Annotated in this window: 25 protein-coding genes and 1 tRNA gene; 14 read left to right on the plus strand and 12 right to left on the minus strand. The window is 60.9% G+C overall.

Annotation, left to right across the window (positions count from 1 at the left end; all coding sequences use genetic code 11):
- Both epsC and trmJ read right to left on the minus strand, forming a co-directional pair.
- Window positions 1-413 (minus strand): serine O-acetyltransferase EpsC (gene epsC / locus J5M73_RS30040; protein ID WP_347709997.1); only part of this gene is annotated, 413 nt, incomplete at its 3' end.
- Window positions 413-1,186, minus strand: a complete 774-nt coding sequence (gene trmJ, locus J5M73_RS30045; RefSeq protein ID WP_102860392.1) for a tRNA (cytosine(32)/uridine(32)-2'-O)-methyltransferase TrmJ — start codon at window positions 1,184-1,186, stop codon at window positions 413-415. The genes epsC and trmJ, both read right to left, overlap by 1 nt.
- A 245-nt stretch (window positions 1,187-1,431) precedes the next feature.
- Between trmJ and suhB the strand changes: the two genes are divergently transcribed.
- Window positions 1,432-2,247, plus strand: coding sequence for an inositol-phosphate phosphatase (gene suhB / locus J5M73_RS30050; RefSeq protein ID WP_011063220.1), 816 nt, complete (start codon window positions 1,432-1,434; stop codon window positions 2,245-2,247).
- A gap of 129 nt (window positions 2,248-2,376) precedes the next feature.
- On the opposite strand, the gene J5M73_RS30055 is transcribed toward suhB, so the two are convergent.
- The 6 genes from J5M73_RS30055 to queA all read right to left on the minus strand — a co-directional run bounded on the left by J5M73_RS30055 (window position 2,377) and on the right by queA (window position 8,489).
- Entirely contained in the window at window positions 2,377-2,931 is a 555-nt protein-coding gene (locus tag J5M73_RS30055) for a glycine zipper 2TM domain-containing protein (protein WP_102860391.1), read from the minus strand.
- 122 nt (window positions 2,932-3,053) lie between these two features.
- Window positions 3,054-3,968, minus strand: coding sequence for a protein translocase subunit SecF (gene secF, locus J5M73_RS30060; protein ID WP_102860390.1), 915 nt, complete (start codon window positions 3,966-3,968; stop codon window positions 3,054-3,056).
- A 9-nt stretch (window positions 3,969-3,977) separates the two neighbouring features.
- Entirely contained in the window at window positions 3,978-5,846 is a 1,869-nt protein-coding gene (gene secD, locus J5M73_RS30065; RefSeq protein ID WP_102860389.1) for a protein translocase subunit SecD, read from the minus strand.
- Window positions 5,847-5,908: 62 nt separating this feature from the next.
- Window positions 5,909-6,247 (minus strand): preprotein translocase subunit YajC, encoded by a 339-nt coding sequence (gene yajC, locus J5M73_RS30070; protein WP_011063224.1) that lies wholly within the window; start codon window positions 6,245-6,247, stop codon window positions 5,909-5,911.
- 47 nt (window positions 6,248-6,294) lie between these two features.
- Window positions 6,295-7,410, minus strand: a complete 1,116-nt coding sequence (gene tgt / locus J5M73_RS30075) for a tRNA guanosine(34) transglycosylase Tgt (RefSeq protein ID WP_161799191.1) — start codon at window positions 7,408-7,410, stop codon at window positions 6,295-6,297.
- 14 nt (window positions 7,411-7,424) lie between these two features.
- Window positions 7,425-8,489 (minus strand): tRNA preQ1(34) S-adenosylmethionine ribosyltransferase-isomerase QueA, encoded by a 1,065-nt coding sequence (queA, locus tag J5M73_RS30080; protein ID WP_102860388.1) that lies wholly within the window; start codon window positions 8,487-8,489, stop codon window positions 7,425-7,427.
- Between the two features lie 108 nt (window positions 8,490-8,597).
- Here queA and J5M73_RS30085 point away from each other — a divergent pair.
- Window positions 8,598-8,682: transfer RNA gene (locus J5M73_RS30085), tRNA-Leu, on the plus strand.
- Between the two features lie 87 nt (window positions 8,683-8,769).
- On the opposite strand, the gene J5M73_RS30090 is transcribed toward J5M73_RS30085, so the two are convergent.
- Window positions 8,770-9,237, minus strand: a complete 468-nt coding sequence (locus J5M73_RS30090) for a hypothetical protein (protein WP_102860387.1) — start codon at window positions 9,235-9,237, stop codon at window positions 8,770-8,772.
- 105 nt (window positions 9,238-9,342) lie between these two features.
- On the minus strand, window positions 9,343-10,227 hold the full coding sequence (locus tag J5M73_RS30095) for a LysR substrate-binding domain-containing protein (RefSeq protein ID WP_102860386.1): 885 nt from the start codon (window positions 10,225-10,227) through the stop codon (window positions 9,343-9,345).
- Window positions 10,228-10,331: 104 nt separating this feature from the next.
- On the opposite strand from J5M73_RS30095, the gene J5M73_RS30100 reads away from it, so the two are divergent.
- The 9 genes from J5M73_RS30100 to J5M73_RS30140 all read left to right on the plus strand — a co-directional run bounded on the left by J5M73_RS30100 (window position 10,332) and on the right by J5M73_RS30140 (window position 21,337).
- Window positions 10,332-11,576: an MFS transporter gene (locus J5M73_RS30100; RefSeq protein ID WP_102860385.1), complete on the plus strand. Its 1,245-nt coding sequence runs from the start codon at window positions 10,332-10,334 to the stop codon at window positions 11,574-11,576.
- 140 nt (window positions 11,577-11,716) lie between these two features.
- A complete protein-coding gene (locus J5M73_RS30105; protein WP_243433989.1) occupies window positions 11,717-12,718 on the plus strand; it encodes a taurine catabolism dioxygenase TauD in 1,002 nt (333 codons plus the stop codon).
- A 55-nt stretch (window positions 12,719-12,773) separates the two neighbouring features.
- A complete protein-coding gene (locus J5M73_RS30110) occupies window positions 12,774-13,949 on the plus strand; it encodes a pyridoxal phosphate-dependent aminotransferase (protein ID WP_102860384.1) in 1,176 nt (391 codons plus the stop codon).
- A gap of 45 nt (window positions 13,950-13,994) precedes the next feature.
- Window positions 13,995-15,899: an FAD/NAD(P)-binding protein gene (locus J5M73_RS30115; RefSeq protein WP_102860383.1), complete on the plus strand. Its 1,905-nt coding sequence runs from the start codon at window positions 13,995-13,997 to the stop codon at window positions 15,897-15,899.
- 27 nt (window positions 15,900-15,926) lie between these two features.
- Complete coding sequence (locus J5M73_RS30120; protein WP_162884085.1) at window positions 15,927-16,517, plus strand: cysteine hydrolase; 591 nt, start codon at window positions 15,927-15,929, stop codon at window positions 16,515-16,517.
- A 13-nt stretch (window positions 16,518-16,530) separates the two neighbouring features.
- Window positions 16,531-16,956, plus strand: coding sequence for a cupin domain-containing protein (locus tag J5M73_RS30125; RefSeq protein ID WP_102860381.1), 426 nt, complete (start codon window positions 16,531-16,533; stop codon window positions 16,954-16,956).
- 84 nt (window positions 16,957-17,040) lie between these two features.
- The gene (locus J5M73_RS32130; RefSeq protein WP_308412652.1) at window positions 17,041-19,002 is read left to right on the plus strand and encodes an aconitase family protein; all 1,962 of its coding nucleotides are present in this window, start codon (window positions 17,041-17,043) and stop codon (window positions 19,000-19,002) included.
- 437 nt (window positions 19,003-19,439) lie between these two features.
- Window positions 19,440-20,336: a polyphosphate kinase 2 gene (gene ppk2, locus J5M73_RS30135; protein ID WP_162884156.1), complete on the plus strand. Its 897-nt coding sequence runs from the start codon at window positions 19,440-19,442 to the stop codon at window positions 20,334-20,336.
- 263 nt (window positions 20,337-20,599) lie between these two features.
- Window positions 20,600-21,337 (plus strand): hypothetical protein, encoded by a 738-nt coding sequence (locus J5M73_RS30140; protein ID WP_102860378.1) that lies wholly within the window; start codon window positions 20,600-20,602, stop codon window positions 21,335-21,337.
- 100 nt (window positions 21,338-21,437) lie between these two features.
- On the opposite strand, the gene J5M73_RS30145 is transcribed toward J5M73_RS30140, so the two are convergent.
- Both J5M73_RS30145 and J5M73_RS30150 read right to left on the minus strand, forming a co-directional pair.
- A complete protein-coding gene (locus J5M73_RS30145; protein ID WP_102860377.1) occupies window positions 21,438-22,778 on the minus strand; it encodes an ATP-binding protein in 1,341 nt (446 codons plus the stop codon).
- The gene (locus J5M73_RS30150; RefSeq protein ID WP_060840896.1) at window positions 22,775-23,485 is read right to left on the minus strand and encodes a response regulator; all 711 of its coding nucleotides are present in this window, start codon (window positions 23,483-23,485) and stop codon (window positions 22,775-22,777) included. The genes J5M73_RS30145 and J5M73_RS30150 overlap by 4 nt, the downstream gene beginning before the upstream one ends.
- 218 nt (window positions 23,486-23,703) lie before the next feature.
- On the opposite strand from J5M73_RS30150, the gene J5M73_RS30155 reads away from it, so the two are divergent.
- The 3 genes from J5M73_RS30155 (at window position 23,704) to J5M73_RS30165 (ending at window position 25,733) form a co-directional block, all read left to right on the plus strand.
- Entirely contained in the window at window positions 23,704-23,976 is a 273-nt protein-coding gene (locus tag J5M73_RS30155) for a hypothetical protein (RefSeq protein WP_243433990.1), read from the plus strand.
- 93 nt (window positions 23,977-24,069) lie between these two features.
- A complete protein-coding gene (gene gcvA / locus J5M73_RS30160; RefSeq protein WP_102860375.1) occupies window positions 24,070-24,999 on the plus strand; it encodes a transcriptional regulator GcvA in 930 nt (309 codons plus the stop codon).
- Between the two features lie 125 nt (window positions 25,000-25,124).
- Window positions 25,125-25,733: a LysE family translocator gene (locus tag J5M73_RS30165; protein ID WP_102860374.1), complete on the plus strand. Its 609-nt coding sequence runs from the start codon at window positions 25,125-25,127 to the stop codon at window positions 25,731-25,733.
- The last annotated feature ends 119 nt before the right edge of the window (window positions 25,734-25,852 follow it).

The following is a 25,852-nucleotide window of genomic DNA, read 5'->3' on the forward strand; positions in this document are numbered from 1 at the left end:
ACAATAAAGGGACCCAGCACCTTGGCGCCCGCCCCCACCACCACACCGTCTTCCAGGGTCGGATGGCGCTTGCCCTTGTTCCAACTGGTGCCACCCAGGGTCACCCCTTGATAGAGGGTCACGTCATCACCGATCTCGGCGGTCTCGCCAATGACAATGCCCATGCCATGGTCGATAAAGAAGCGGCGGCCGACTTTGGCTCCCGGGTGAATTTCGATCCCGGTCAACCAACGACCGAAGTTCGACACCAGCCGCGCCAGCCATTTCCAACCCATGCCCCACAAGGCGCCGGACAAACGATGAATCCAGATCGCGTGCATGCCTGGGTAGCAGGTCAACACCTCGAAGGCATTGCGCGCCGCCGGGTCACGATGAAACACGCTTTGGATATCTTCACGCAGACGCTCGAACATCACTGATCCTTCCGCTTTTGTAGCTCTCCACGGGCCGCTTTCTGGGTTTCCGTGAGAATGCCACGCAATATATTCATTTCCGCCCGGCTGACCGAGCTACGACCGTATAACCGACGCAGGCGTGCCATCAAGTGCCGCGGCTTTTCCGGATCGAGGAAGTCGATGGCCACCAGCGTCTGCTGCAGATGCTCGTAGAACCGCTCCAACTCATCCATGGTCGCCAGCTCTTCACTGCGCGGCGAAGCCACTTCATCCTTCTCTACCTTGGTTGGCCGGCCTTGGGCCGCCAGCCAGGACATGCGCACTTCATAGGTCAGCACCTGCACCGCCGTGGCCAGGTTCAGCGAGCTGAACTCCGGGTCCGACGGGATATGCACGTGGAAATGACATCGCTGCAGCTCATCATTGGTCAGGCCGGAATCTTCACGACCGAACACCAGGGCGATCTGCGCACCCTGCCCGGCTTCCTCGACCACCTTGAGACCGGACTCACGCGGATCAAGCAAGGGCCAGGGAATGCGCCGGTCACGAGCACTGGTACCAAACACCAGCGTGCAACCCGCCAATGCCTCCTCAAGGGTGGCGACTACCTGGGCATTGGCCAGGATATCGGTGGCACCGGAGGCACGCGCATCCGCCTCGTGAGACGGAAATACCCGGGGCTCCACCAGCACCAGCCGCGACAAGCCCATGTTCTTCATGGCACGCGCAGCCCCGCCGATATTGCCCGGATGACTGGTATTGACCAGGACGACACGAATGTTCTGCAGCAAGGGATGCGCTCTCGGACACGATAAGGGGGAGCAAATCTTACCGAACAGGCAAGACTCCCGCCTCAAAAATAACCACCCGACAGATTCCAGCGCTCCAGAAAGGCGCCCAGCAACCGGCACAAACACTCGCCACCGGAGAACGCCACACAGCGGATCAATGCAATCAAAGCGAACACCAGCCTTCATCTGCAAAAGTTTTCTGCTAGAATGCTCGGCTTTCTTTAACAACCTTAGGTGACCTATCCATGCAGCCAATGCTGAATATCGCGCTGCGCGCCGCCCGCAGCGCCAGTGAATTGATTTTCCGCTCCATCGAGCGCCTGGATACCATCAAGGTCGACGAAAAAGACGCCAAAGACTACGTATCCGAAGTTGATCGCGCTGCCGAGCAGAAGATCATCGACGCGCTGCGCAAGGCCTACCCGACCCACGCCATCCTCGGCGAAGAGACCGGCCTGCACGCTGGCAGCGGCGAAGGCGAAGACTACCTGTGGATCATCGACCCACTGGACGGCACCACCAACTTCCTGCGCGGCATCCCGCACTTTGCCGTGAGCATCGCCTGCAAATACCGTGGCCGCCTGGAACACGCCGTGGTCCTGGACCCGGTTCGCCAGGAAGAATTCACCGCCAGCCGTGGCCGTGGTGCCCAGCTGAACGGTCGCCGCCTGCGTGTCAGCGGCCGCACCAGCCTCGACGGCGCCCTGCTGGGCACCGGCTTCCCATTCCGTGACGACCAGATGGACAACCTGGACAACTACCTGGGCATGTTCCGCGCCCTGGTTGGCCAGACCGCCGGCATCCGCCGCGCTGGTGCTGCAAGCCTGGACCTGGCCTACGTGGCCGCCGGTCGTTTCGATGCCTTCTGGGAGTCGGGCCTGTCCGAATGGGACATGGCCGCAGGCGCCCTGCTGATTCAAGAAGCCGGCGGCCTGGTGAGCGACTTCACCGGCGGTCACGACTTCCTGGAAAAAGGCCACGTGGTAGCTGGCAACACCAAATGCTTCAAAGCGGTCCTGACCGCCATCCAGCCGCACCTGCCGGCCTCGCTGAAGCGCTAAGCGCCAGCGACAAAAAAAGCACCCCGAGGGGTGCTTTTTTTATGCCTGCAATTCCCGCAGGAGCCGGCTTGCCGGCGAATCGGATCTTGAGATCACCTTCGCCGGCAAGCAGACGCCTACAGGCCGGGGTTATTGGCCGGGTTGATTCTGGTTTTGACCCAGAATCAGACGCCCCTCTTTATCCACCGGAATCTGGCTGCCCGGATCACGATCCATGCGCACCTGACCTTGCTTGCCGCCCAGGTCGTACTTCACGTCATAACCCACGACCTTCTCACTGATGTCATTGACTGTATTACAGCGAGTCTGGGTGGTGGTGTAGGTGTCACGTTCCTGCATGCCTTCCTGCACCTTGTTGCCGGCATAACCACCACCAACCGCACCCGCCACAGTGGCGATCTTCTTGCCATTACCACCACCAATCATGCTACCCAGCAGACCACCGCCCACCGCACCCGCCACGGTACCCAGGATCTGATGTTCATCCTTGACCGGGCGCTGGCGAGTCACGGCGACGTCCTTGCAGACTTCACGAGGGGTCTTGATCTGTTGTTTGACCGGCTGTACGGCCAGCACTTGCGCATACTCAGGGCCGCTTTTAACCAGGCTGTAGGTGGCAACAGCACCCCCGGCGGTGACACCGACAGCACCCAATACCGCACCAACCAGCAACGACTTGTTCACTTGAACCTCCTGACCATACAAACGGGACTTGGCCCGCGCTTCTCCCAGCGTTGGAGCAATAAAAAAGGCGCGAGTTCAACACTCGCGCCTTTTTAACTGACAGCCGGAAAAGGGCTAGATCCTCATGGACGGTCGTCCACTTCCTTCTCGGTATTGGCCGGAGGAATCAGGTCCTCGCTGTTCAGGTTCAGCCAGATCAGCACCACGTTGGCGATGTAGATCGACGAGTAGGTACCCGCCAGAACACCGACAAACAGGGCGATGGAGAAGCCCCACAGGTTATCGCCACCAAAGAACAGCAGCGCGATGATCGCCAGCAAGGTGGAGATCGAAGTCGCCATGGTCCGTAGCAGGGTCTGAGTGGTCGAGATGTTGATGTTCTCGATCAGGCTGGCCTTGCGCAGCACACGGAAGTTCTCACGCACCCGGTCGAACACCACGATGGTGTCGTTGAGGGAGTAACCGATGATCGCCAGCACCGCCGCCAGCACCGTCAGGTCAAAGGTGATCTGGAAGAACGAGAGGATACCCACCGTCACGATCACGTCGTGGATCAGCGAAACGATCGCGCCCACCGCGAACTTCCACTGAAAGCGGAAGGCCAGGTAGATCAGGATACCGCCCAGGGCCATGAGCATGCCGAGGCCGCCCTGGTCCCGCAGCTCTTCACCCACTTGCGGACCGACAAACTCGACGCGCTTGACCTGCGCCGGGTTGTCACCGCCAACCTTCTGCAGCGCCTCGGCCACCTGGTGGCCCAGTTGCGGGTCTTCACCCGGCATCCGCACCAGCAGATCAGTGGTCGCACCGAAGCTCTGCACGATGGCTTCGTGATAACCGGCATCGTTCAGTTGCGAACGCACCTTCATCACATCCGCGGGACGCTCGTAGGTCAGCTCGATGAGCGTACCGCCGGTGAAGTCCAGACCGTAGTTCAAGCCTTTGTGGAACCAGCTGAACAACGCCAGGATGGTGAGCAGCACAGTGACGCCGAACGCAACGTTGCGCACGCCCATGAAGTTAATAGTACGTAACATGGCAGCCCCTTAAATCCACAACTTCTTGAAGTCACGACCGCCGAAGATCAGGTTGACCATCGCACGGGTCAGCCAGATGGCCGTGAACATCGAGGTAAAGATCCCGAGGGACATGGTCACCGCAAAGCCTTTCACCGGACCGGTACCCATGGCGAACAGAATGCCGCCCACCAGCAAGGTGGTCAGGTTGGAGTCCAGGATCGCGGTGAATGCCCGGCCGAAGCCTTCGTTGATTGCCCGCTGCACACTCATGCCGGCGGCGAGCTCTTCACGTATCCGCGAGAAGATCAGTACGTTGGCGTCCACCGCCATACCCATGGTCAAGACGATACCGGCGATACCCGGCAGGGTCAGCGTCGCCCCCAGCAGGGACATCAGGGCCAGCAGCAGCACCATGTTCAATGCCAGCGCCACAGTAGCGATGACACCGAAGAAACGGTAGATGGCGATAATGAACAGCGACACGAACAGCATGCCCCACAGGGACGCATCGATACCCTTAGTGATGTTGTCAGCACCCAGGCTTGGACCGATTGTGCGCTCTTCGGCGAAGTACATCGGCGCCGCCAGACCACCGGCACGCAGCAACAGCGCCAGCTCGGAAGACTCGCCCTGACCGTTCAGGCCGGTGATGCGGAACTGGCTGCCCAGTGGCGACTGGATGGTCGCCAGGCTGATGATCTTCTTCTCTTCCTTGAAGGTCTGCACCGCCACGTCTTTCTCGACACCGTTCACCACTTGCTTGGTGTAGGTGGTGGTCGGCTTCTGCTCGATGAAGATCACCGCCATGCTGCGACCGACATTGCTGCGAGTCGAACGGTTCATCAGCTCGCCACCGTGACCATCAAGCTTGATGTTCACCTGTGGACGGCCGTGTTCGTCGTAACCGGCCTGGGCATCGGTCACCTGGTCACCGGTGATGATCAGGCCACGCTCGATCAGAGCAGGAGGACGGTTGCCCTCACGGAATTCGAAGGACTCGGAAGTCGCCTTGGAAGCACCCGGCTCGGCGGCCAGACGGAATTCCAGGTTGGCGGTCTTGCCCAGGATCCGCTTGGCTTCAGCGGTGTCCTGCACGCCCGGCAGCTCAACCACGATACGGTTGGCACCCTGACGCTGAACCAAAGGCTCGGCCACACCCAGCTCGTTGACCCGGTTACGCACGGTGGTCAAGTTCTGCTTGATGGAGTATTCACGGATTTCCGCCAGCTTGGCCGGGGTCATCGCCAGACGCAGCACCGGTTGGCCATTGAGGTCGGCCGGTACGATATCGAAATCGTTGAAGTTCTTGCGGATCAGCGAACGGGCCTGTTCACGGCTGTCTTCATCGCTGAAGCCCAGCTGGATGGCGCCATTGAGCTGCGGCAGGCTGCGATAGCGCAGGCGCTCTTTGCGCAGCAGGCTCTTGACGTCGCCTTCATAGACTTTCAGGCGCGCGTCGAGGGCTTTGTCCATGTCCACTTCCAGCAGGAAGTGCACACCACCGGACAAGTCCAGACCCAGTTTCATCGGGTGCGCACCCAGGTTGCGCAGCCATTGTGGAGTGGTTTGCGCCAGGTTCAACGCCACCACATAGTCATCGCCCAGCGCCTTGCGCACTACATCCTTGGCCGGAAGCTGGTCTTCCTTGTTGGTCAAGCGCAGCAGGCCGCCCTTGCCGTTGGCAGCAATGGAAGCAGCCTTGACCTTGATACCGGCGTCGGTGAGCGCTTTGCTCGCACGATCCAGATCCGCCTGAGTGACCTGCAACGCAGTGCTCGCACCGCTGACCTGAATGGCCGGATCATCAGGGTATAGATTGGGAGCGGAATAAATAAAACCGATCGCCAGCACCGCCAGGATCAGTAGGTACTTCCACAGAGGGTATTTGTTCAGCATCACGCCGCCCGTTTATGACGCGGGGCGCCTTGCGCGCCCCGTCGATTGGTAAAAGATGAAACTTAGATGGCTTTCAGCGTGCCTTTTGGCAGCGTGGCAGCGATCGCGCCCTTCTGGAACTTCAGCTCAACGGAGTCCGACACTTCCAGAACCACGAAGTCGTCGGTCACCTTGTTGATCTTGCCGGCGATACCGCCAGTGGTCACAACTTCGTCGCCTTTCTGCAGGCTGCCGAGCAGGTTCTTCTGCTCTTTGGCGCGCTTGGCCTGCGGGCGCCAGATCATCAGATAGAAGATGACCAGGAAGCCAACCAGGAAAATCCACTCGAAACCAGTGCCAGCAGGACCGGCAGCGGCAGGTGCAGCGGCGTCCGCATACGCGGCAGGGATCAAAAAGCTCATTTAACACTCCGATAATTGCAAAATTAGTGGCTTAACGTCTTTAGAACTTATTCTAAAGGCGGCACGGGTAACCCGCGTTTGGCATAGAAGGAATCGACAAAGGCGGCCAATGTACCTTGTTGAATAGCCTCGCGCAAACCAGCCATAAGACGCTGGTAATGGCGCAAATTATGGATGGTATTGAGCATACTCCCGAGCATTTCCCCACACTTGTCCAAGTGATGCAGATAGGCACGGGAGAAGTTCTGGCAGGTGTAGCAATCACAAGTTGGGTCCAGCGGCGAATCATCATGGCGATGGAACGCGTTACGGATTTTCAGCACGCCTGTATCGATGAACAGATGCCCATTGCGGGCATTGCGGGTTGGCATCACGCAATCGAACATGTCCACACCGCGGCGCACACCCTCAACCAGATCTTCCGGCTTGCCAACTCCCATAAGGTAACGAGGTTTGTCGGCAGGCATCTGGCCCGGCAGGTAGTCCAGGACCTTGATCATTTCATGCTTGGGCTCGCCCACCGACAGGCCGCCGATAGCCAGGCCGTCGAAACCGATCTTGTCCAGGCCTTCCAGGGAACGCATGCGCAGGTCCTGGTGCATGCCACCCTGGACGATGCCAAACAGCGCCGCCGTGTTGTCACCGTGAGCATTCTTGGAACGCTGGGCCCAGCGCAGGGACAGCTCCATGGAAATCCGCGCCACATCTTCATCGGCCGGGTACGGGGTGCACTCGTCGAAGATCATCACGATGTCCGAACCCAGGTCGCGCTGCACTTGCATCGACTCTTCCGGGCCCATGAACACCTTGGCGCCGTCTACCGGCGAGGCGAAGGTCACGCCCTCTTCCTTGATCTTGCGCATCGCCCCCAGGCTAAACACCTGGAAACCACCGGAGTCGGTGAGGATCGGGCCATTCCACTGCATGAAATCATGCAGGTCACCGTGGGCCTTGATCACTTCCGTACCCGGGCGCAGCCACAGGTGGAAGGTGTTGCCGAGGATGATCTCGGCGCCGGTGGCGACGATATCCCGTGGCAGCATGCCCTTGACCGTGCCATAGGTGCCCACCGGCATGAAGGCCGGGGTTTCCACCGTACCGCGGGGGAAGGTCAGGCGACCGCGACGAGCCTTGCCATCAGTGGCCAGAAGCTCGAAGGACATACGACAAGTGCGACTCATACAGTTTCCTCGGGGGCCAGATCCTTGGGAGCGGTCGGCGCAGGATTACGGGTGATGAACATCGCATCACCGTAGCTGAAAAAGCGGTATCCATTTTCCACCGCGGCGCGATAGGCGGCCATGGTCTCGGGATAACCGGCGAACGCCGAAACCAGCATCAACAGCGTGGATTCCGGCAGATGGAAGTTGGTCACTAGGGCATCGACCACATGGAACGGCCGGCCCGGGTAGATAAAGATATCGGTATCGCCGCTGAACGGCTTGAGCACACCATCGCGCGCGGCACTTTCCAGGGAACGCACACTGGTGGTGCCCACCGCCACCACCCGACCACCGCGAGCACGGCATGCGGCAACCGCATCCACCACGTCCTGGCCGACTTCCAGCCACTCGTGGTGCATATGGTGATCTTCAATACGCTCGACCCGCACCGGCTGGAAAGTGCCGGCGCCGACATGCAGGGTCACGAACGCAGTCTCCACGCCCTTGGCGGCAATGGCCTCCAGCAGCGGCTGGTCGAAATGCAGCCCCGCCGTAGGCGCCGCAACAGCCCCCAGACGCTGGGCGTACACGGTCTGATAACGCTCACGGTCCGCGCCTTCATCCGGGCGGTCTATATAAGGAGGCAACGGCATGTGCCCGACCCGATCCAGCAGCGGCAGCACCTCCTCGGCAAAACCCAGCTCGAACAGCGTGTCGTGGCGCGCCAGCATCTCGGCCTCGCCACCGCCGTCGATCAGGATCTTCGACCCCGGCTTGGGCGACTTGCTGGAGCGCACATGGGCCAGCACACGATGGCTGTCCAGCACCCGTTCGATGAGGATCTCCAGCTTGCCGCCGGAGGCCTTCTGGCCAAACAGACGGGCCGGAATCACCCGGGTATTGTTGAACACCATCAGATCGCCCGGACGCAAATGCTCCAGCAGATCGGTGAATTGACGGTGGGCCAAGGCGCCGGTTGGCCCATCCAGGGTCAACAGACGGCTGCCGCGACGCTCGGCCAAAGGATGGCGGGCGATCAGCGAATCAGGAAGCTCGAAGGTAAAGTCAGCAACGCGCATGATGGGGTTCGTCTAGCAGGGCCGGAAAGTTTAGCGGAATAACTAAAAATTGACCACGAAAGCCGATTGACCAACGGTAACTGCCTCTCTATACTTCGCCGCCATTGAGCCCTGATGGCGGAATTGGTAGACGCGGCGGATTCAAAATCCGTTTTCGCAAGAAGTGGGAGTTCGAGTCTCCCTCGGGGCACCAAGTACATATCTCAAGATGCCGCTCAATGCATCTTGAACCCAAAAAAACCGGCCACCTGAGCCGGTTTTTTTGTGCCTGTCCGAATACCTATTCGCTCTGAATCGGCCCCTTGGTTCCGGCATCGGTATCCATCCACACATCTTCATTCTTCAGGCGTCGATCACCTTGAATGGTGAACAGCAGCGTGCCCTGACGAAATTGCAGGGCGCCATCCGTGCGCTTGGCTTTGACCTCTTTGCCGTTCACCCACACATGCTCTTTGGCATCGATACGAATGGTGGCGACTGTCGCGCCAGTATCGCTTTTGGCCGTCCATTGTCCGGCGTAGGGGGTCTGTTCCTTGGCGCTGTCAGCAGCAGCGGCGGGTGTGTAAGGGTCGGCAAATCCGGCCTTGGCGTTTTCCGCCTTGCTCTTGTGGATGTCGCATCCCTGAAGCTCGGTCATTTGGGTACAGCCCGATTGCTCAAGCTGCTGGCGATACTTTTCATTGATGGCATGGGCCGGGGACTGGACAAACAGCAAAGCCACCAGTGCCGGCCAAACGAACTTGTTCATTGTGTGCTCTCTTCTGATCAAATCTCTGTGCTCAACAATAGTCCGGCTGCAAACACGTGCTGGGCGAAATCGGGCTGGCAAGGCTTGTGCTCAAGCCGTCTCTCGTCAGTAAACAATCTCACTGCGGATGGCCTGTATCACGATGTTCGACAGCCGTTCGGTCAGCGGGTCCGGGGTTGCCTCTCGGCGATGCAACGTCAAGGCGATTGAGGGCAAGGCTGGCAAGCCGCGGTCGCCGGCCTGCAGAAGCTCGGTACCTGGCTGCAGGCCCAGGGCCGTGCGAATGGTGTAGCCCAGGCCGGCCTCGGTCGCCGCGGATAGGCCATTGAGGCTGGAGCTGGTGAACGACAGCAACCAGGGAATCCCTTCGCGGTTGAGCGCTTCGGTGGCCATCGAATGAAAAGGACAAGGCGCGTCGAACGCGATGATCGGCAACGGTGTTCCCGACTCGGCGCGCCAGTCGAGGTACTGGTGCGATGAGCCGATCCATTGCATGGGCAGGTCCGCCACCACTTCCTGATACCCGGTGGTCCGCTCTGCCCCCCAGGCCACGGCGAGATCCAGGGAGCCGTTTTCGATGCGGCTGAGCAGATCGCCATTGCGCGCGATGCGGGCTTCGACCCGAACATCGGGATGGGCCCTGGCGAAGCGGCCCAGCACCGTGGGCAGGAAGCTGCCCAGGTCTTCCTGAAGCCCCAGGCGCACCCAGCCTTTGAGCTTGAGCTCGGACACCGCGGTGATGGTTTCGTCGTTGAGGCTTAAAAGCCGCCGGGAGTAATTCAGTAGCACTTCCCCGGTGTCCGTCAGGGCCAGCCTGCGACCGGCCTTCTTGAACAAGGGCGAACCCGCCTGGGCTTCGAGTTTCTTCAACTGGGCGCTGATGGCCGATGTCGAACGAGCGAGCTTTTGCGCCGCCTTGGCAAAACTGCCCAATTCGACCCCTGTGACGAAACTGCGCATGACATCCAAATCGAAATTTACTGGTCTCATGACAATCCTGTTTTTTGGGACTAACACGCAAAATTATTTGATATTCGAGACGATACTCCCATGAGAGTCTTTTAACCCACAACTATTTAACTAGTGGGATTCTTATGCCTGTAGATAACGGTCACCGTTGGAAAGTGCTCGGCGTCGGGGTTGCGGCCAACGCCAGCTTTTCCAGTGTGGTGGGTGGACTGCCCGCTACAGCGGTCTATATGCGCGCGACCTATCAGCTGGACAACGCTGAGCTGGGGCTGGTCCTGGGGGTGCTCGGACTGGGCATCGCCATCAGCGAAATTCCCTGGGGGCTGCTCACCGATCGCTGGGGGGATCGTCCGGTTCTGCTGACCGGGCTTTTGACCTCCGGCATCGCCTTGCTGATCCTGGCCATGCTGGCCTTTTATGCCCCCACGGTGGTCCTGCTGGCGGCGGGGCTGTTCACCGTGGGCCTGCTGGGCAGCAGCGTCAACGGCGCCAGCGGCCGGGCCATCATGGCCTGGTTCAAGGAAGGCGAGCGCGGGCTGGCCATGAGCATCCGGCAAACCGCTGTACCCGGGGGTTATGCCTTGGGCGCGGTGGTGTTGCCCTACCTGGCTCATACCTACGGTTTTATCGAAGTATTCACGGCATCGGCGCTGTTCTGCCTGGTGGCCGCCCTGTTTGCCTGGTTATGGCTGTATGAGCCGGACTTCTCCAGCAGCGCAGCAAAAAAACTGAGCCTGGAGAGCAGCAACAGCCCATTGAAAGATCCGAGGATCTGGCGAATCGTCCTGGCCATCGGCCTGCTCTGCGCCCCGCAATTTGCCATTCTCACTTATGCGGCGGTGTTCTTTCATGACTTCGGCAACATCAACATCACCCTGGTTTCCGCGACTCTGGCGGTGATCCAGATTGGCGCGATCGTCAGCAGGATCTGGAGCGGACGCTGGACCGACAAAAACAAGAACCGCCGCAGCTACCTCAAGGCCTGCGCCTGGTTGAGCACCCTGACCTTCCTGGCCTTGAGCGGGACGGTGTCGGCCGCCAGCTTCTATGGCATCAGCCAAACCCCGCTGGCCAGCGCCGTGATCATCGGTGTGATGGTCGTCGCCGGGATCAGCGTGTCCGCCTGGCACGGTGTTGCCTACACCGAACTGGCCACACTGGCCGGCGCCAGTCGCGCCGGTACCGCCCTGGCCATGGGCAATACCTGCGTGTTTGTGGTGCTGTTCGCGACCCCCATCGCGGCCTCCGCCCTGATGACTCATTTTTCCTGGAGCCTGGTGTGGTTGGCAGCCGCCTTCTGCGCCCTGTTGACCGTACCGCTGTTTCCTCGTGTTGAAAAAAACTACGCGCTGGAACTTGGCTCGGCTTGAAGTTGCCGTTCATAGAAGTTTCACAACTATAACGCGTGCCATACAACTTTAAGAACGGCACGCGTCGCACACTGACTTATATACGCCAACTGCCTAACCATTCGATTAACTAGTCCGATCTTATTCCATGGAGGAAACCAATGATCCCGCTATTTATTTTTGAAGCCGGTGAAAAGTCACAACTACTGAGTCTTCTTGAACAAATCCAGCTATCGCCCTACAAGAACTACGGCGACTTCTCAGAAGAAATAAGACAGCTGCACTCCCAGGTTCCACAGCGTTTTGTAAAGGCCTGCCAAATCATCAGCGATGAACGCGCTCGCCATCAGCAGAAGATCCACGTGATCCGCAACTGCCCCATGGACCCAGTCATCCCCGAATTGGACCCCGAAGACCCAGTCAGTGACAAACACCTGAAAAAGAACAAGTTCATCAGCGAAGCCTTTCTCGAACTGTTCGCTCAACTGACAGGCACTCCGCTGCTGTCCTACGAAACCAGAAACCAGGGTGACTTCTTTACCGATGTCATCGCAATCAAGAAATACAGCGGACAACTCACCGGCTTCAGCGACAGCGAACTGGTGTTTCACAATGACCGCACCGCCCATAAAGTCCGGGCCGACTACATCACCCTGCTGGGCATGCGCTGCCCCGATGATGACCTGATCTACACCGGCTACATCGACGGCGCGGACATCGTGAACAATCTTGAACCCAAGCACATCGCCTACTTGCGTGAACCACACTTCTATACGGTTTTCGATGTCTTCTCACGGGACATGAACAAACAACTGAGCACCTCCGAGAAACACCCGATCCTGAGTAACGTTCACTCCATTCGCTTCCTTGACACCATGACCTGCGTGGCTGAAGAAGCACCGCTCGAAGCACGGGATGCCTTCATTGCTTTCAAAAGTGCGATGACCCGCTCTCAATGCAAGCGCCACCGCATTCTCACCGGCGACCTGCTGACGTTCGCCAATCAGGATGGCCTGCATAACCGGGAAAAGATCGACATCCTCAATCCTGAGAGTGCCGCTGCGCGCTGGCTGTTGAAGACCTATGCCTTCAAAGACTCCCGCACTGCAAAAAGTTACGAAGCGTACTGGGCCAATAACCGGGCCGGCTGCGTCATCGACTAAGTTCACCGCTAAAACAATAACTTCATTATCAGCATGACCAGTCAGGGTGATTTAAATGCGCCTACACGCATTCTCCAAACGGGTTGAAAACCTTGAGCTTTCGGAAACTTACGCCATTTTGGATATGGTGCGCAGCCTGCGTGAGCAGGGGGAAGATATCGTCGATCTCGGCGGTGGTGAACCTGACTTCAGGACGCCCAATCATGTCGTAGATGCTGCCGTTGAAGCACTGTCGGACGGTGACACTCATTACACACCCAGCCGTGGCACCAAGGCACTGCTGGACGCCGTGGCCCATAAATACAAGACCGAACATGGGCTAGATCTGGCCGCCGACAAGAACATCATTGTCACGCCATCGGCAAAGCACGCGCTGTTCATCACATTGATGACCTTGCTGGACCAGGGCGATGAAATCATCATCCCAACCCCCAGCTGGGTGAGCTACAAGGCCATGGCGGCCATGGCCGGTGCCACCGTCAAGGCCGTGCCGCTGGACGGCAAAAACGGCTTCACGCTCGAAGCCGACGCCCTGGAACAGGCGATCACGCCACGCACCAAAGCCATTCTGATCAACAACCCCAACAACCCCACCGGCCGCGTGCTGACCCGCGAAGAGGTCACCGGGGTGGTGCAGGTGGCGTTGAAACACGGGCTGTACATCATTTCCGATGAGATCTACGAAAAGGTCATCTACGGCCAGGCCCGCCATATCAGCATTGCCAGCATCGAAGGCGCCCAGGACATCACCGTTACCATCAGCGGCTTTTCCAAAGCCTACGCGATGACCGGATGGCGTCTGGGGTATGTCGTCAGCTGCGAGCGCATTTCCAATGAGCTGCTCAAAGTCCATCAGCACACCGTCGGCTGTGCGGGCTCCTTCATTCAACGCGGCGGCGTTGCGGCCCTCAAAGGTTGCCAACACCGAATAGCCGACATGGTGACCTCCTATCAAAAGCGCCGCGACCGACTGATTGAAGGCCTTCAGAGCATTGCCGGCATCCAGTGCATAGCCCCCGAGGGCGCACTGTATCTGTTTGCCTCCATCGCCGACCTGGGCTTTGAAAACTCCCTGGCGTTTACCCGCTGGTTACTCAGCACCGCGAAAGTCGCGGTCACGCCAGGCACGGCCTTTGGTGAGGGGGGCGAAGGCTATATCCGACTGTCCTTCGCCGGTAGCGATGAAGCCATAGACGAAGCCATCAGGCGCTTTCATCAAGCCTTCAGATAATTGCCCGCCCCTTTGAACCGTCATCACATACAAACAGGAGTCAGTATGTCTCTGCGACACATCACGCCTTCGTCGCCTGCACACCGTATCGCTATCATCGGCAGCGGCCCCCGTGGTCTGTCTGTGCTGGAGCGCCTGGCCGCGCTCATGCTCATGGACGCCCCGCTCAAACAAGTCATGGTCTATCTGATCGACAGCGCGCAAATGGGCTCCGGCCGGGTTTGGCGCACCGATCAACCACGCCACTACGTGATGAATACCGTCGCCGAGGAGGTTTCGTCCTTCTCCGGGCCCTTGGACGACGGTCCGATCAGGCCGGGCGCCGGGCCGTCGCTGGCACAGTGGTGGAGCTCCGTGGACCCGGCCTACCCGGGCCCCAACGCCTATGCGCCGCGCGCGGTACATGGCGAGTACATGCAATTCGTCCTGTCGACCATCGAGGCCAGCTTCACGCCGAACATTTCGCTGCAGCGCGTACCGGCGGTGGTCGTCGATCTGCTCAACGAGGAAAACGTGCAAACCCTGGAACTGGATAACGGGGCTTTTCTCCAGGTCGACAAGGTGGTCATCGCCACCGGGCACCCAACCCCCGAGTTGATCGGCTGGGAAAGGGAGCTGCAACAGTTCGCCCAGCAGACGGTCGGGCTGGAGTTCTTTCGCGGCGACTCCGCAGCCGACATGCCGCTGTCGCGAATCCAGTCTGAGCAGCAGGTGGGAATCGTCGGCCTGGGCCTGGCGTTCCACGACATCGTCGCCGCCCTGACGGTCGGTCGTGGAGGCCGCTTCAGCGTTGTCGACGGTGTCACCACCTACATCCCGTCGCACCGTGAACCCAAGCTGTTCGCCGGCTCCCGCAGCGGCATGCTGATCCCCGCCAGGGGCCGCAACCAGAAAGGCCCGAACTTTCAATACCAACCGCTGTGCATCACCCGCGACAAGATCGACGCGCTGCAAAAACGCGGTCACATCGAGTTTGCTACCGAAGTGCTCCCACTGCTGCTGGTGGAAATCAACATCGTCTACTTCGCCACCGCCATACGGGCCCAGGCGGGGCAGGCAGCCGAACAGCAGTTCAAGCATCGCGTGGTGCAACAGCAACTGTTCTCGTTGCCAGCCCTGGTCGCCGCGGCTGCCGATTTCGGCGTGAGCGACCTTCCGGTCCTGGAACTGGACCGACTGGCCAGGCCGTTCCGCGCCCAAGAGTTCCACAGCCCGGCAGACTTTGCCCGAGCCCTTGATCGGGTGCTGGAAGACGACTTGTGCAGCGCCCGCGAGGGTAACGTCGACAACCCGATGAAAGCCGCCCTGGATACCATTCGCGATACCCGCGCCCTGATCAGGAGCGTGGTGGATTTCGGCCGGCTGACTCCCCGCTCGCATCAAGAAGACTTCCTGCAGTACTACGCCCCTACCAGCCTGTTTCTCACCGCGGGGCCGCCCCTTTACCGCACCGAGCAAATCCGCGCCCTGATCGCTGCGGGGGTACTGACGCTGGTGGGACCTGAAACGGTCTATGGCATCGATACCCAGCACCGCAAGTTCAGCATCGAATCCCCTCGGGTCCGTCACTCCAGGCAATTGATCGATGTGGTCATCGACGGCCGAATCCCTTCGCCGGACTTGCTCCGCGACCCGTCACCGCTGACCAGAAACCTGGTGCGGCGCGGGTACTGGACCAACTACATCAACCAGGGCATCGACGAGGCCTTCGTCACCGGCGGCGTTGCCGTCACCCCCGGCCCTTATCACCCGATCGACCGCGCGGGCCAGCCCATCAAGGGGCTCTACGTCCTGGGCCTGCCTTCCGAGCACACCCGCTGGTTCATGCAGGCCGGCAGTAGCCGCCCGGGGTTCTGGACCGACTTTGCCCAGGATGCCCACTACGTGGCGTCCGATGCACTGCAGTTGGCCTACGCCCAAGCGCCTGTGGCAATCACTGAAGTGGCCTGATCAGCCCCTCATTTAAAGGAATGAATGATGTCTGCAAACAAAGCACTGCTGGTCATGGATTTCATCAATGAAATTGTCCATCCCGAAGGGGTTTATGCCCGTGAAGGCTATTACCAACAGACCCAGGAACGTCGGGTGCTGGAAAAGGCCGCATCGGCCCTGAACTACGCCCGCAGCAATCACCTGCCGATCATCTTTATCGTCGTTGGTTTCAACGCCCACTATGAAGGCTTCCCCCCGCACTCCCGAGTCTTCGCTCCCGCCAAGGAGCATGGCGTCTTGAAGTTGCAGACCTGGTCGACCCAGGTGCACGACGACCTGCGCCCCCGCGAGGACGAAATCGTGATCGCCAAGAGCCGGGTCAGCCCGTTCTATCAAACCAACCTGGAATTGATACTCCGTACCCAAGGTATTGAAGAGTTGGTTCTGACAGGGGTGTCGACCGAACACGTCATCCTCGCCACCACCCTCGACGGGCATGACAGGGACTTCAAGATCACCGTGCTCGAAGATGCCTGCGCGGCGGTGACCCAGGAGCGTCACCTGGCGGCGATAGAAAGAATCTCCCGCACGGCGAACATCAGCTCGACCTTCAGCTTCATCACCTCTTCTCTATAACAGGCGCATATCCATGAACCCGACAGTTTTCAATCTGCTGAATGTATCCAGCGAGCCGGATTCGATCCAATGGTCGACTCATCAACAACTGGGTCGCAGTGGCGCCAGCATTCACACGCTGTTCGAGTGCCAGGAGAGCGCCCAGCGCATTGCCCTGATCCGTTGCGAAGCCGGCGCCAGCGCCCAATCTCACCACCACCACGGCCATGAAACCTTTCTGATCCTCGACGGTGACTTTGAGGATGAAAACGGGATTTACCTCAAGGGCGATCTGGTGATTTACCCGCCAGGCAGCACCCACGCCTGGAAGTCCTCCAAGGGCGCGTTGATCTATGCCACCTGGGGAGGCGCCGTGACCGCGAAACCAGCGCCAGCCGCCGAGGCCGCCAAGCATGCCGCCTACGACAACAGCGTCTATGACGGTCGGCACTTGATCTGAAACCGTCGGCCATTTCTTTTGGGGTAAATCATGGGTTTCAAGCTTGACGCAAAGCTGCTTTTTCTAAGCAGCGATCCTTTGAAAGTGTCACGGCAGTTGGGGGGGCAAACACTGACCCTCGAGGAGGCACAGCCCCTGCGCGATGACATTTCAACGGATGAAATAACGCCGATTCCGGTGCTGGCATTCTTTGACCAGCGGCTGGGTTCATACCCTTATGTGGGCCTCAAGACGGGCCCGGTGCTGCCTATCGGCAAGGACGATGTCGCCTCCGCAGGCTTTACAGTGAGCGTGGCGGGCACCCGCTACGGTAAAGGTTCTTCCCGCGAGCACAGCCCGCTGGCGGAGAAAAAAGCCGGCATCCGCCTGGTCATCGCCGAAAGCTTCGAACGCATCTACCGACAGAACGCCGACAACATCGGGCTGCTGACCTCCACCGACTTGTCCTTGGTGCCACGCTTGCAGGCTGGCGAGGAGCTGTCGCTGGAGGAGCTGATCGGCAACAGGGATGCGCTGTCCACGGCCATTCTGCGCAGCGGCGGGCTGCTCAACTACGGGCGCGAACATTTGCGTCAGCAGCCGGACCAGCCCGCAGAAGCATCGCCGCAGCAGCCCACCGGACCCCTGACTTTTGCCGAGAAGATCATTCATCGGCATTTGCTCAAGGCCCCCGGCGCCGAACGCATCGAGCAGGGCGCCGGCATTCTGCTGAAGGCCGACTGGCGCTTTATCCACGAGTACTACACCGGGCTTTGCGCCCATTTGCTCGACGATGCCTTCGGCGAAAACTTCTCTGTGTACCAGCCGGAATCGATTCTGGCGTTTGAGGACCACTTGTCCTACAAGCACCGCAGCCCGGCGCACCTGCAACAGAGCCTGGTGGGCGAACTCGATGGCTTGTCTAAAGCCCATCGGGACTTCGTCGCCAAGCATCGACTCAGCGCCCACGGCTATCTGCCGGCCGAAGGCAGCGAGGGCATCTCCCACGCGATGATGGCCGAGCACTATGCCCTGCCCGGACAAGTCGTGGTCGGCACCGACTCCCATACCCCCCACAGCGGCGCACTCGGCTGCCTGGCGTTTGGCGTGGGCACCACCGACATGGCCAACGCCTTCATGACCGGCTCGGTCAGGACCGTGTATCCACAGGTGCTGCGCATTTCCCTGGTCGGCCGCTTGTCCGCCGGCGTGACCGCCAAGGACCTGGTGCTGGCCCTGCTGGCCGATAGCCGGATCAAAGCCGGCCACGGCGTCGGCAAGATCTTCGAATTCGGTGGCCCGGCCCTGGCGTTCCTGTCCACCGACGAACGCACCACCCTCACCAACATGACAGCGGAGCTGGGTGGTTTCAGCGGGATCGTCGTGCCCGATCAGGAGACCGTTCGTTTTCTCAAGGAGCGACGCCAGCTCGACTTCGTGCTCGAACCCTGGATGACCAGCGACCCCGAGGCGAACTACGCCGACACGATTGTCCTGGACTGCGATCAGATCCTGCCGATGATTGCCGCTCCGGGCGACCCCGGCAACGGACAGCGCCTCACCGACCTGACCGAGCGGGTCAGGGTCGATATCGCCTATGGCGGTTCCTGCACCGCCGGCAAGCGCGATGACTTCGATCATTATTTCGAGGTGATCAACTGGGCGCTGGAGAACGACTTGCGGCTGCATCCCGAGGTCAAACTCTATTTACAGTTCGGCACCGTGGATGTTCGCGACTACTGCGAGGAGCAGGGTTACCTGCCGGCCTTCGAAACCTTTGGCGCGCAACTGCTGCAGCCGGCCTGCGGCGCCTGTGCGAACTGCGGCCCTGGTTCATCGACCCACCAAGAGCAGGTCACCGTCAGCGCCATCAACCGGAATTTTCCGGGGCGCTCCGGTCCAGGTCAGGTCTGGCTGGCCAGCCCGCCGACCGTGGTCGCCAGCGCCATTGCCGGTTACATCACCTCGTTCGGCGCTCTGCAAACCCGACACAGTGCCGCCACCTCGGCAGCCTCCAAGCCCGGCCAGCGCGATCCGGCGGACCGGCGACCGGCTCTGGCTCACTGAAAACGACAGGAGGCGGATTGATATCCGCCGTCCTTTCAGCGCTGCGCGCATCAAGATCCTGCGGCGCCATCGTCAGCCGTATGGCCAGCGCCCCAGGTCAGATAGCTCCCGAATGAGCCACCGAAAAAATCTCAACTGATTACCGACTTTTCCTTATTACAAACTTGATCGAGATCAACGGCCGCCAACTGCCCAGCCCTAAAAATGACCGGAGGACATTGAACGCAATTACAGGCCCCCCTCCCATGAGTGAAGAATCCACCGCCCTGCCCGTGCCTCCCGCCCCAGCGCAAAACGCTCCGGCCACCACCAGCCCTGCCAGCACCAAGGCTGCTCCACGCAAAGCGGCTACGCCGCGCCCTCGCCGCCCACGCACAACCAAGGCCGCCCCGGTGAAAGCCGCCGAAGCCGAAATCAGCGCCATCAGCCAGAAGCCCATGGCCCTGCAAGTGGCCAGCGCGCCGCGCGGTTCCAATGAAGACAGCGTGTCCGCTGCGCTGCCGGGCAACTATCCGTATCGCAACCGCATGCGCCGCGCCGAGTACGAAAAGGCCAAGAGCGAGCTGCAGATCGAGCTGCTCAAGGTGCAGAGCTGGGTCAAGGAAACCGGGCAGCGCATCGTGGTGCTGTTCGAAGGCCGTGATGCGGCCGGTAAAGGCGGCACCATCAAGCGCTTCATGGAACACCTCAACCCCCGTGGCGCGCGGATCGTGGCCCTGGAAAAGCCCTCGGAACAGGAAAAGGGCCAGTGGTACTTCCAGCGCTACATCCAGCATTTGCCCACCGCCGGGGAAATGGTCTTCTTCGACCGCTCCTGGTACAACCGCGCCGGGGTCGAGCGGGTGATGGAGTTCTGCTCGCCCCTGCAATACCTGGAGTTCATGCGCCAGACCCCGGAGCTGGAACGCATGCTGTGCAACAGCGGCATCCTGATGTTCAAGTTCTGGTTCTCGGTGAACCGCGAAGAACAGTTGCGACGCTTCATCTCACGCCGGGACGACCCGCTCAAGCACTGGAAGCTCTCACCCATCGACATCAAGTCCCTGGACAAGTGGGACGAATACACCGCCGCCAAGCAGGCGATGTTCTTCCACACCGACACCGCCGATGCACCGTGGACGGTGATCAAGTCCGACGACAAGAAACGCGCGCGGATCAACTGCATCCGCCATTTCCTGCATGAGCTGGACTACCCGGGCAAGGACCTGAAAGTCGCCCACGCCCCTGATCCATTGCTGGTGGGTCGGGCCTCGCGGGGGCTGGAAGAAGATGAGCGCACCCAGGCCCAGGCGACGGCGGACGCGGGCGCTACAAAACTGGCCCTATCGGCCTGAGCATCACTGCAACACGCTACGGGGCGCCGACCTTGAGGTTTACGCCCCGTTCGCCACCGCAACGTCTCGCCACCTGCCCTCTTTCAAACGGTTTGATCACCCGCCGCCACTGAAACCGCCTACACACCACGGCCTCCATGACCGAGCCGTGCAGACAAATGCCATCCTTGCGCGCCGCCACGGATTGTTCATTCGTCAGCAACCCCGCAAAATCGCGACCGCGCTTGCGCGCCATAGATGCCCAATCATCAAGGACTCGATCAATGCCCACCGTTGCCACCGCGCACTACACCCAACTGCCTCCCGGCGCCATGGCCTTTCCCGACGCCAAGGACGTGTTCGTCGCCGACCAGCAGGAGCTGGCCGAGCACCTGCTGCCGCTGCTCTCCATAGACGCCAGCCTGATCAACCCCGAATGGTCCGGGCGCCTGCACCTGCTGAGCCCTATCGAGCCCGACGAGGGGCTGGTGGGCGAACTCACTCAGGATGAGGGATTTGGCAGCGAGCTGCTGAAGACCAACTGGATCGGCTTGAAGATCGAGAACGGTCGCTACCGCCTGTGCGGTGATCCACGCTACTTCTTCCTGCACCCGGAAAATGCCGAACTGCCTGAACCACGGCGCAACGTGCGAGCCAGCCTGCAACGCCACTATGCCAAGGAGCACGCCGACTACCAGGCCTCGCGTCAGCGTTTTCAGGAACTGGGCTACCTGACCTGGCCGAACGATCGCGAACAGCGCTGGACCTTCATCGACGAAATCGGTGGGGTAGCCGAAGGCTATGGCAACTGGGTGGAAACCGTGGAGTTCCCCATGGATATCGTCGAGGCCACCGATGACAGCGGCGACATCGACGTCTGGCCTTTGAGCCCCGCGGGCCGGCGCTTCCAGCACGCACTCAGCGTTCCGGCCAGCCACTACGGAATCAGCGGCGCCGACCTGATCGTAATGTTCTATGAACCGGTGGAAGGCCTGGTGCTGTTCTGCTTCGACTGGTCCTGAGCCGCAACGGATTCAGTGAGCCCAGGCCGGGATCGGCCGGCCTGGGCGCTCGAAGGACTTCGCAAGGCCCTTCAGGCCTTGTCGCAGCCTGCGGCAGCGGCTACAGCGGCAACTCCACCCGCGCTTCCAAGCCACCGCCGTCACGGTTGAACAGACGCAACTCGCCGCCATGCTCACGCACGATGGCCCGCGCTGCCGACAGCCCCAGGCCCACGCCGCCGGTGCTCTTGTTGCGCGAACTCTCCAGGCGGAAAAACGGCTGGAACACCTGTTCCAGGGCATCGGGCGCAATTCCCGGGCCACGGTCAAGCACCCGCACCCGCAACTGGTCGGCGCCCTGCTCCAGCACGATGGCCGGCTCGCCCCCGTACTTGATCGCGTTATCCAGCAGGTTGGTCATCACCCGCTTGAGCCCCAGGGGCCGGCCGCAATACACCAGGCGCGGCGGGCCGCTGAACAGGATCTCCATGGACTGGTCGCGATAGTCGTCCACCAGGGTCTGCAGCAGCTCGGCCAGATCGAAATGGGTGGCCTGTTCCAGCCGCGCATCGTCGCGAAAGAACTCCAGGGCCGAATTGATCATCGCCTGCATCTCGTCCACATCGCGAAACAGGCGCTGCTGCTGGTCGGCATCTTCGATGAACTCGCCGCGCAGGCGCATGCGGGTCAGCGGTGTGCGCAGGTCATGGGAGATGGCCGCGAGCATCTGCGTGCGGTCCTTGATGAAGTGCTGCAACTGCGCCTGCATGGCGTTGAAGGCGAGAATCGCCTGACGGATCTCGTGGGGGCCCACCGGATCGATGGGCGGCGCGCGAAAGTCCACGGCAAAGCGCCGCGCCCCCTGGGCGAACTGCTGCAGCGGCTTGGCCAGCCGGCGGGTGGCGATCAAGGCCACAAGGCCAGTGGAGATCAGTACCAGGGCGATCACGATCAGATTGCGCGTGCCCTCCTCCAGGCCCCAACTGCGCGACGCCGAGGAAAACATTACCCAACTCTGATCAGTCAGTTGCACCAGCAGCGCGTAGCGCCCATCGGGGCCCGGCCAGTCACTGGGCTGGTAGGCCTCGATATGTCGCTGGGGCGGTTGCAGCATGGCGCGGATGCCTTCCGAGCCGACCCGGTACTCCGGGTCGTCCAGCTCAGGCAGGGCAAAGCCCTGGCGCGTCGGCTGCCAGCGGATACTCAGGTGATCACTGCTGACCGCCGCCGCCAGTTGCGGGCGCTGGCCCGGCTCCGAGGCTTCGATCATGCGCACGATGGCCGCGGACTTTTCCAGCAACCCGGTTTCCGCCAGCGGCGGATAGGCCCAGACCCCGGCCAACTGCACGAACAGCGCATTGAAGGCCAGGGCGGTGAGCATGGCCATGATGATGGTCAGGGCGATCCAGCGCGCCACGGTATCGCGCAGGCGATAGCGCCACAGGGGCTTGATCAACTTCACTGGCGAGTCACGCTGGGGGTGAACAGATAACCGCCGTTGCGCACGGTGCGAATCATCGCCGGGCGCTTGGTGTCGAACTCCAGCTTGCGCCGCAGGCGGCTGACCTGGACATCGATGCTGCGATCAAAAGCGTCATGGGCCTGCCCCCGAGCCAGGTCCAGCAACTGCTCGCGGGTGAGGATGCGCTGCGGGTGCTCAACAAACACCAGCAGCAGGTCGAACTCCCCCGCCGACAACGGAATCATCACCTGATCCGGCGAGCGCAGCTCGCGGCGGGTCAGGTCCAGTTGCCAGTCGGCAAACTTGATCAAGGGCCGCGGCACCTCGCCGCTCACCGGCCGGCTCTCCCCGGCCCGGCGCAGCACCGCCCGCACCCGGGCCAGCAGTTCACGGGCATCGAAGGGCTTGCTCAGGTAATCGTCAGCGCCCATCTCCAGGCCCACCACCCGGTCGCTCAACTCGCCCATGGCGGTGAGCATGATCACCGGCGTGGCATGCAACTGGCGCAGGCGCTGGCACAGGGTCAGGCCGTTGTCGCCGGGGAGCATCAGGTCGAGGATGATCAGGTCCGGCACCTCGCGCTCCAGCGCCGCCCACAGCGACGCGCCATCGGTGGCCACCGCCACCTGATAACCCTGTTGGACAAAGAATTTCTTCAGCAGCGCGAGGACTTCAATGTCGTCGTCCACGATCAAGAGACGGCTCACCGGCGGAGATCACTTCAAGTCGGAATGAGCCGTTATCTAAAACCATTCGCCGCCCGGCGTCATTTATTTCAACGCCGCAACAAACCTTCAGCGACGCAATAAAGCAGACATCTTTGCGCAAGGTTCAGCTGCCAGCATCGGCCTCCCCTTGCTGGAGAACCCTGACCATGCGCCTGATCAACCCCGCCCCGGCCCCTCTCGTCGCGAAGGAGCTGTCCATGCCCACCTCCGATCAACACGCCCTGATGCTGCTGCAACGGGTGACCAGACTCGATGACGCCAGCCTGCATTGCCGCGAAGTCAGCCTGGGCCTGTCCGACGACCAGCACTACCTGGTGCTGACCCGCTACAGCGAGCACTACAGCCCTGAAGGCATGGAATGGGTCGAACGCAAGCACCGGGTGTCGGTGACCGAGCTGCTGCGCTGGGTGATCGAACAGGGCCAGCCGCAGAGCATTGAACGCGGTGAAAACCACAAGGCCTCGGCCTGAGGCCTGTAGCAGCGAGCTTGCTCGCGATGGACGTCAACGATGTGGCACTGACAAACGCTTTTATTGCGCCGCATAGGTGACTAAATTAGACACATGATCACTGACCTGCCGCCCCTGAACGCCGTCCGCGCCTTTGCCGCTGCCGCTCGCCACGAGAGTTTCAGCCGCGCTGCTGAAGAACTGCACGTGAGCCACAGCGCAGTGAGCCGCCATATCAAACTGCTGGAAGAGCACCTGGGTGTGTTGCTGTTCGAACGGCGCATTCGCCAGTCGGTGCTGACCCCCGCCGGGCAAGCCTTCTATGAACAGGTCAGCGTGGCCCTGACCCAGATCGCCACGGCCGCGGTTTCACTGCGCCGCGGCGCGGCCCTGCGCAAGGTGACGGTCAATGTGCGGCCGTCCTTCGCGGTGCGCTGGCTGATTCCGCGCTTGCCACAGTTCATGGCGCTGTACCCGCAGATCCAGCCGGAAGTGGTGACCAGCACCCTGCTCCCCGACCCGGCCAAGGAAACCTTCGATCTGGTGATTCGTCGCGGGCGTTCGGGCTGGGCGCCATCGCTGCAGCCTCAGCGCTTGCTGGAGGATGAAATCCTGGTGGTGGCCGCGCCATCGCTGTTGCAGAGCACAGCACTGAACAGCCCCAAGGATCTGGGACGCCATACCCTGCTGGTCAGTCGTAGCCGCGCCAACGACTGGCAAAAATGGCTGGAACACTGCGGTCTGAAGCCACTGCGCCAGCCACCGACCTTGCATTTCGACCATCTGCACTTCGTGCTCCAGGCCTGTGTCGACGGCCTGGGGCTGGCGCTGTGCCCGGCCTCGTTGCTGGCCAAGGATCTGAGCAGCGGCCGGCTGGTCTGCCCGTTGCCGGAACTGCACCAGCCGCTGACCCGCTATTACTACGCGCTCGCCGCCGATGCCGCCCCCGAAGCCCAGGTATTTATCGAGTGGATGCTGGCGCAGATTCAGCAGGACGCGATGACTAATCGGACCCAGGTGCCCGCCCGGGCCAGCGGCGCCTGAGACGCTTTGTAGAGCCTGCGCATGGATCTGATTTAGGCACATCAGCCGTGCAATTAAAGCGTTTGTCAGGCCGCCAACCGCGGAGCAGGCTGCGCCCCTTCAATGGCTCATTTCTGGAGTGCTGCATGGCAAGTTATGGACTGTTTTTACTGCTGGCCACCCTGACCATCCTCAGCCCCGGCCCCGGGGTGGTGCTGACCCTGTCCAACGCCCTGCGCCACGGCTGGAGCGGGGCACTGCCGGGCATTCTCGGTATCGCCCTGGGCGCCTTTGTGGTGGCGGGGATTTCCGCCAGCAGCCTGGGTCTGGTCCTGGCGGCCTCAACCACCGCCTTTACCCTGCTCAAGTACATCGGCGCCCTGTACTTGCTGTATCTGGGGGTGAAGATGTGGCGCACGCAGAGTTTCATTCCGCCACTCCAGGACACTAAAAGCCGCCCCGGACGGCGCTTTGTCGAGGCCCTGTCGATCCAGTTGCTCAACCCCAAGGCCGGTTTTTTCTTTCTCGCGGTGTTCCCGCAGTTCATCCAGCCGCAAGGCGATTACTACAGCCAGTTCTTTGTGCTGGTGGCGTCCTACAGCCTGTTGGTGATTGCGCTGCACAGCGGTTACGCGCTGATGGCCAACGGCGCCAGGGGCTGGCTGTCCAGTCGCCGAGGGGCCAGGATCGTCGGCAAACTGTCGGGGATGACCTTTCTCGGATTCGGTGTGATGCTGGCCAGCGCCCATAAATAATCGGATACAAAAGCCTTGACCCGGCGCCCGCAGCCGACGTTTCTTCGACATCGGCTGCGCTACCATTGCGCCCCTTTGCTACCGCTAGAGACCCCGCTGCAGATGCCACTGACTAAGCC

Origin of the sequence: Pseudomonas sp. 50_B, from assembly GCF_017491625.1 — a bacterium.
GTDB lineage: Bacteria > Pseudomonadota > Gammaproteobacteria > Pseudomonadales > Pseudomonadaceae > Aquipseudomonas > Aquipseudomonas danubii.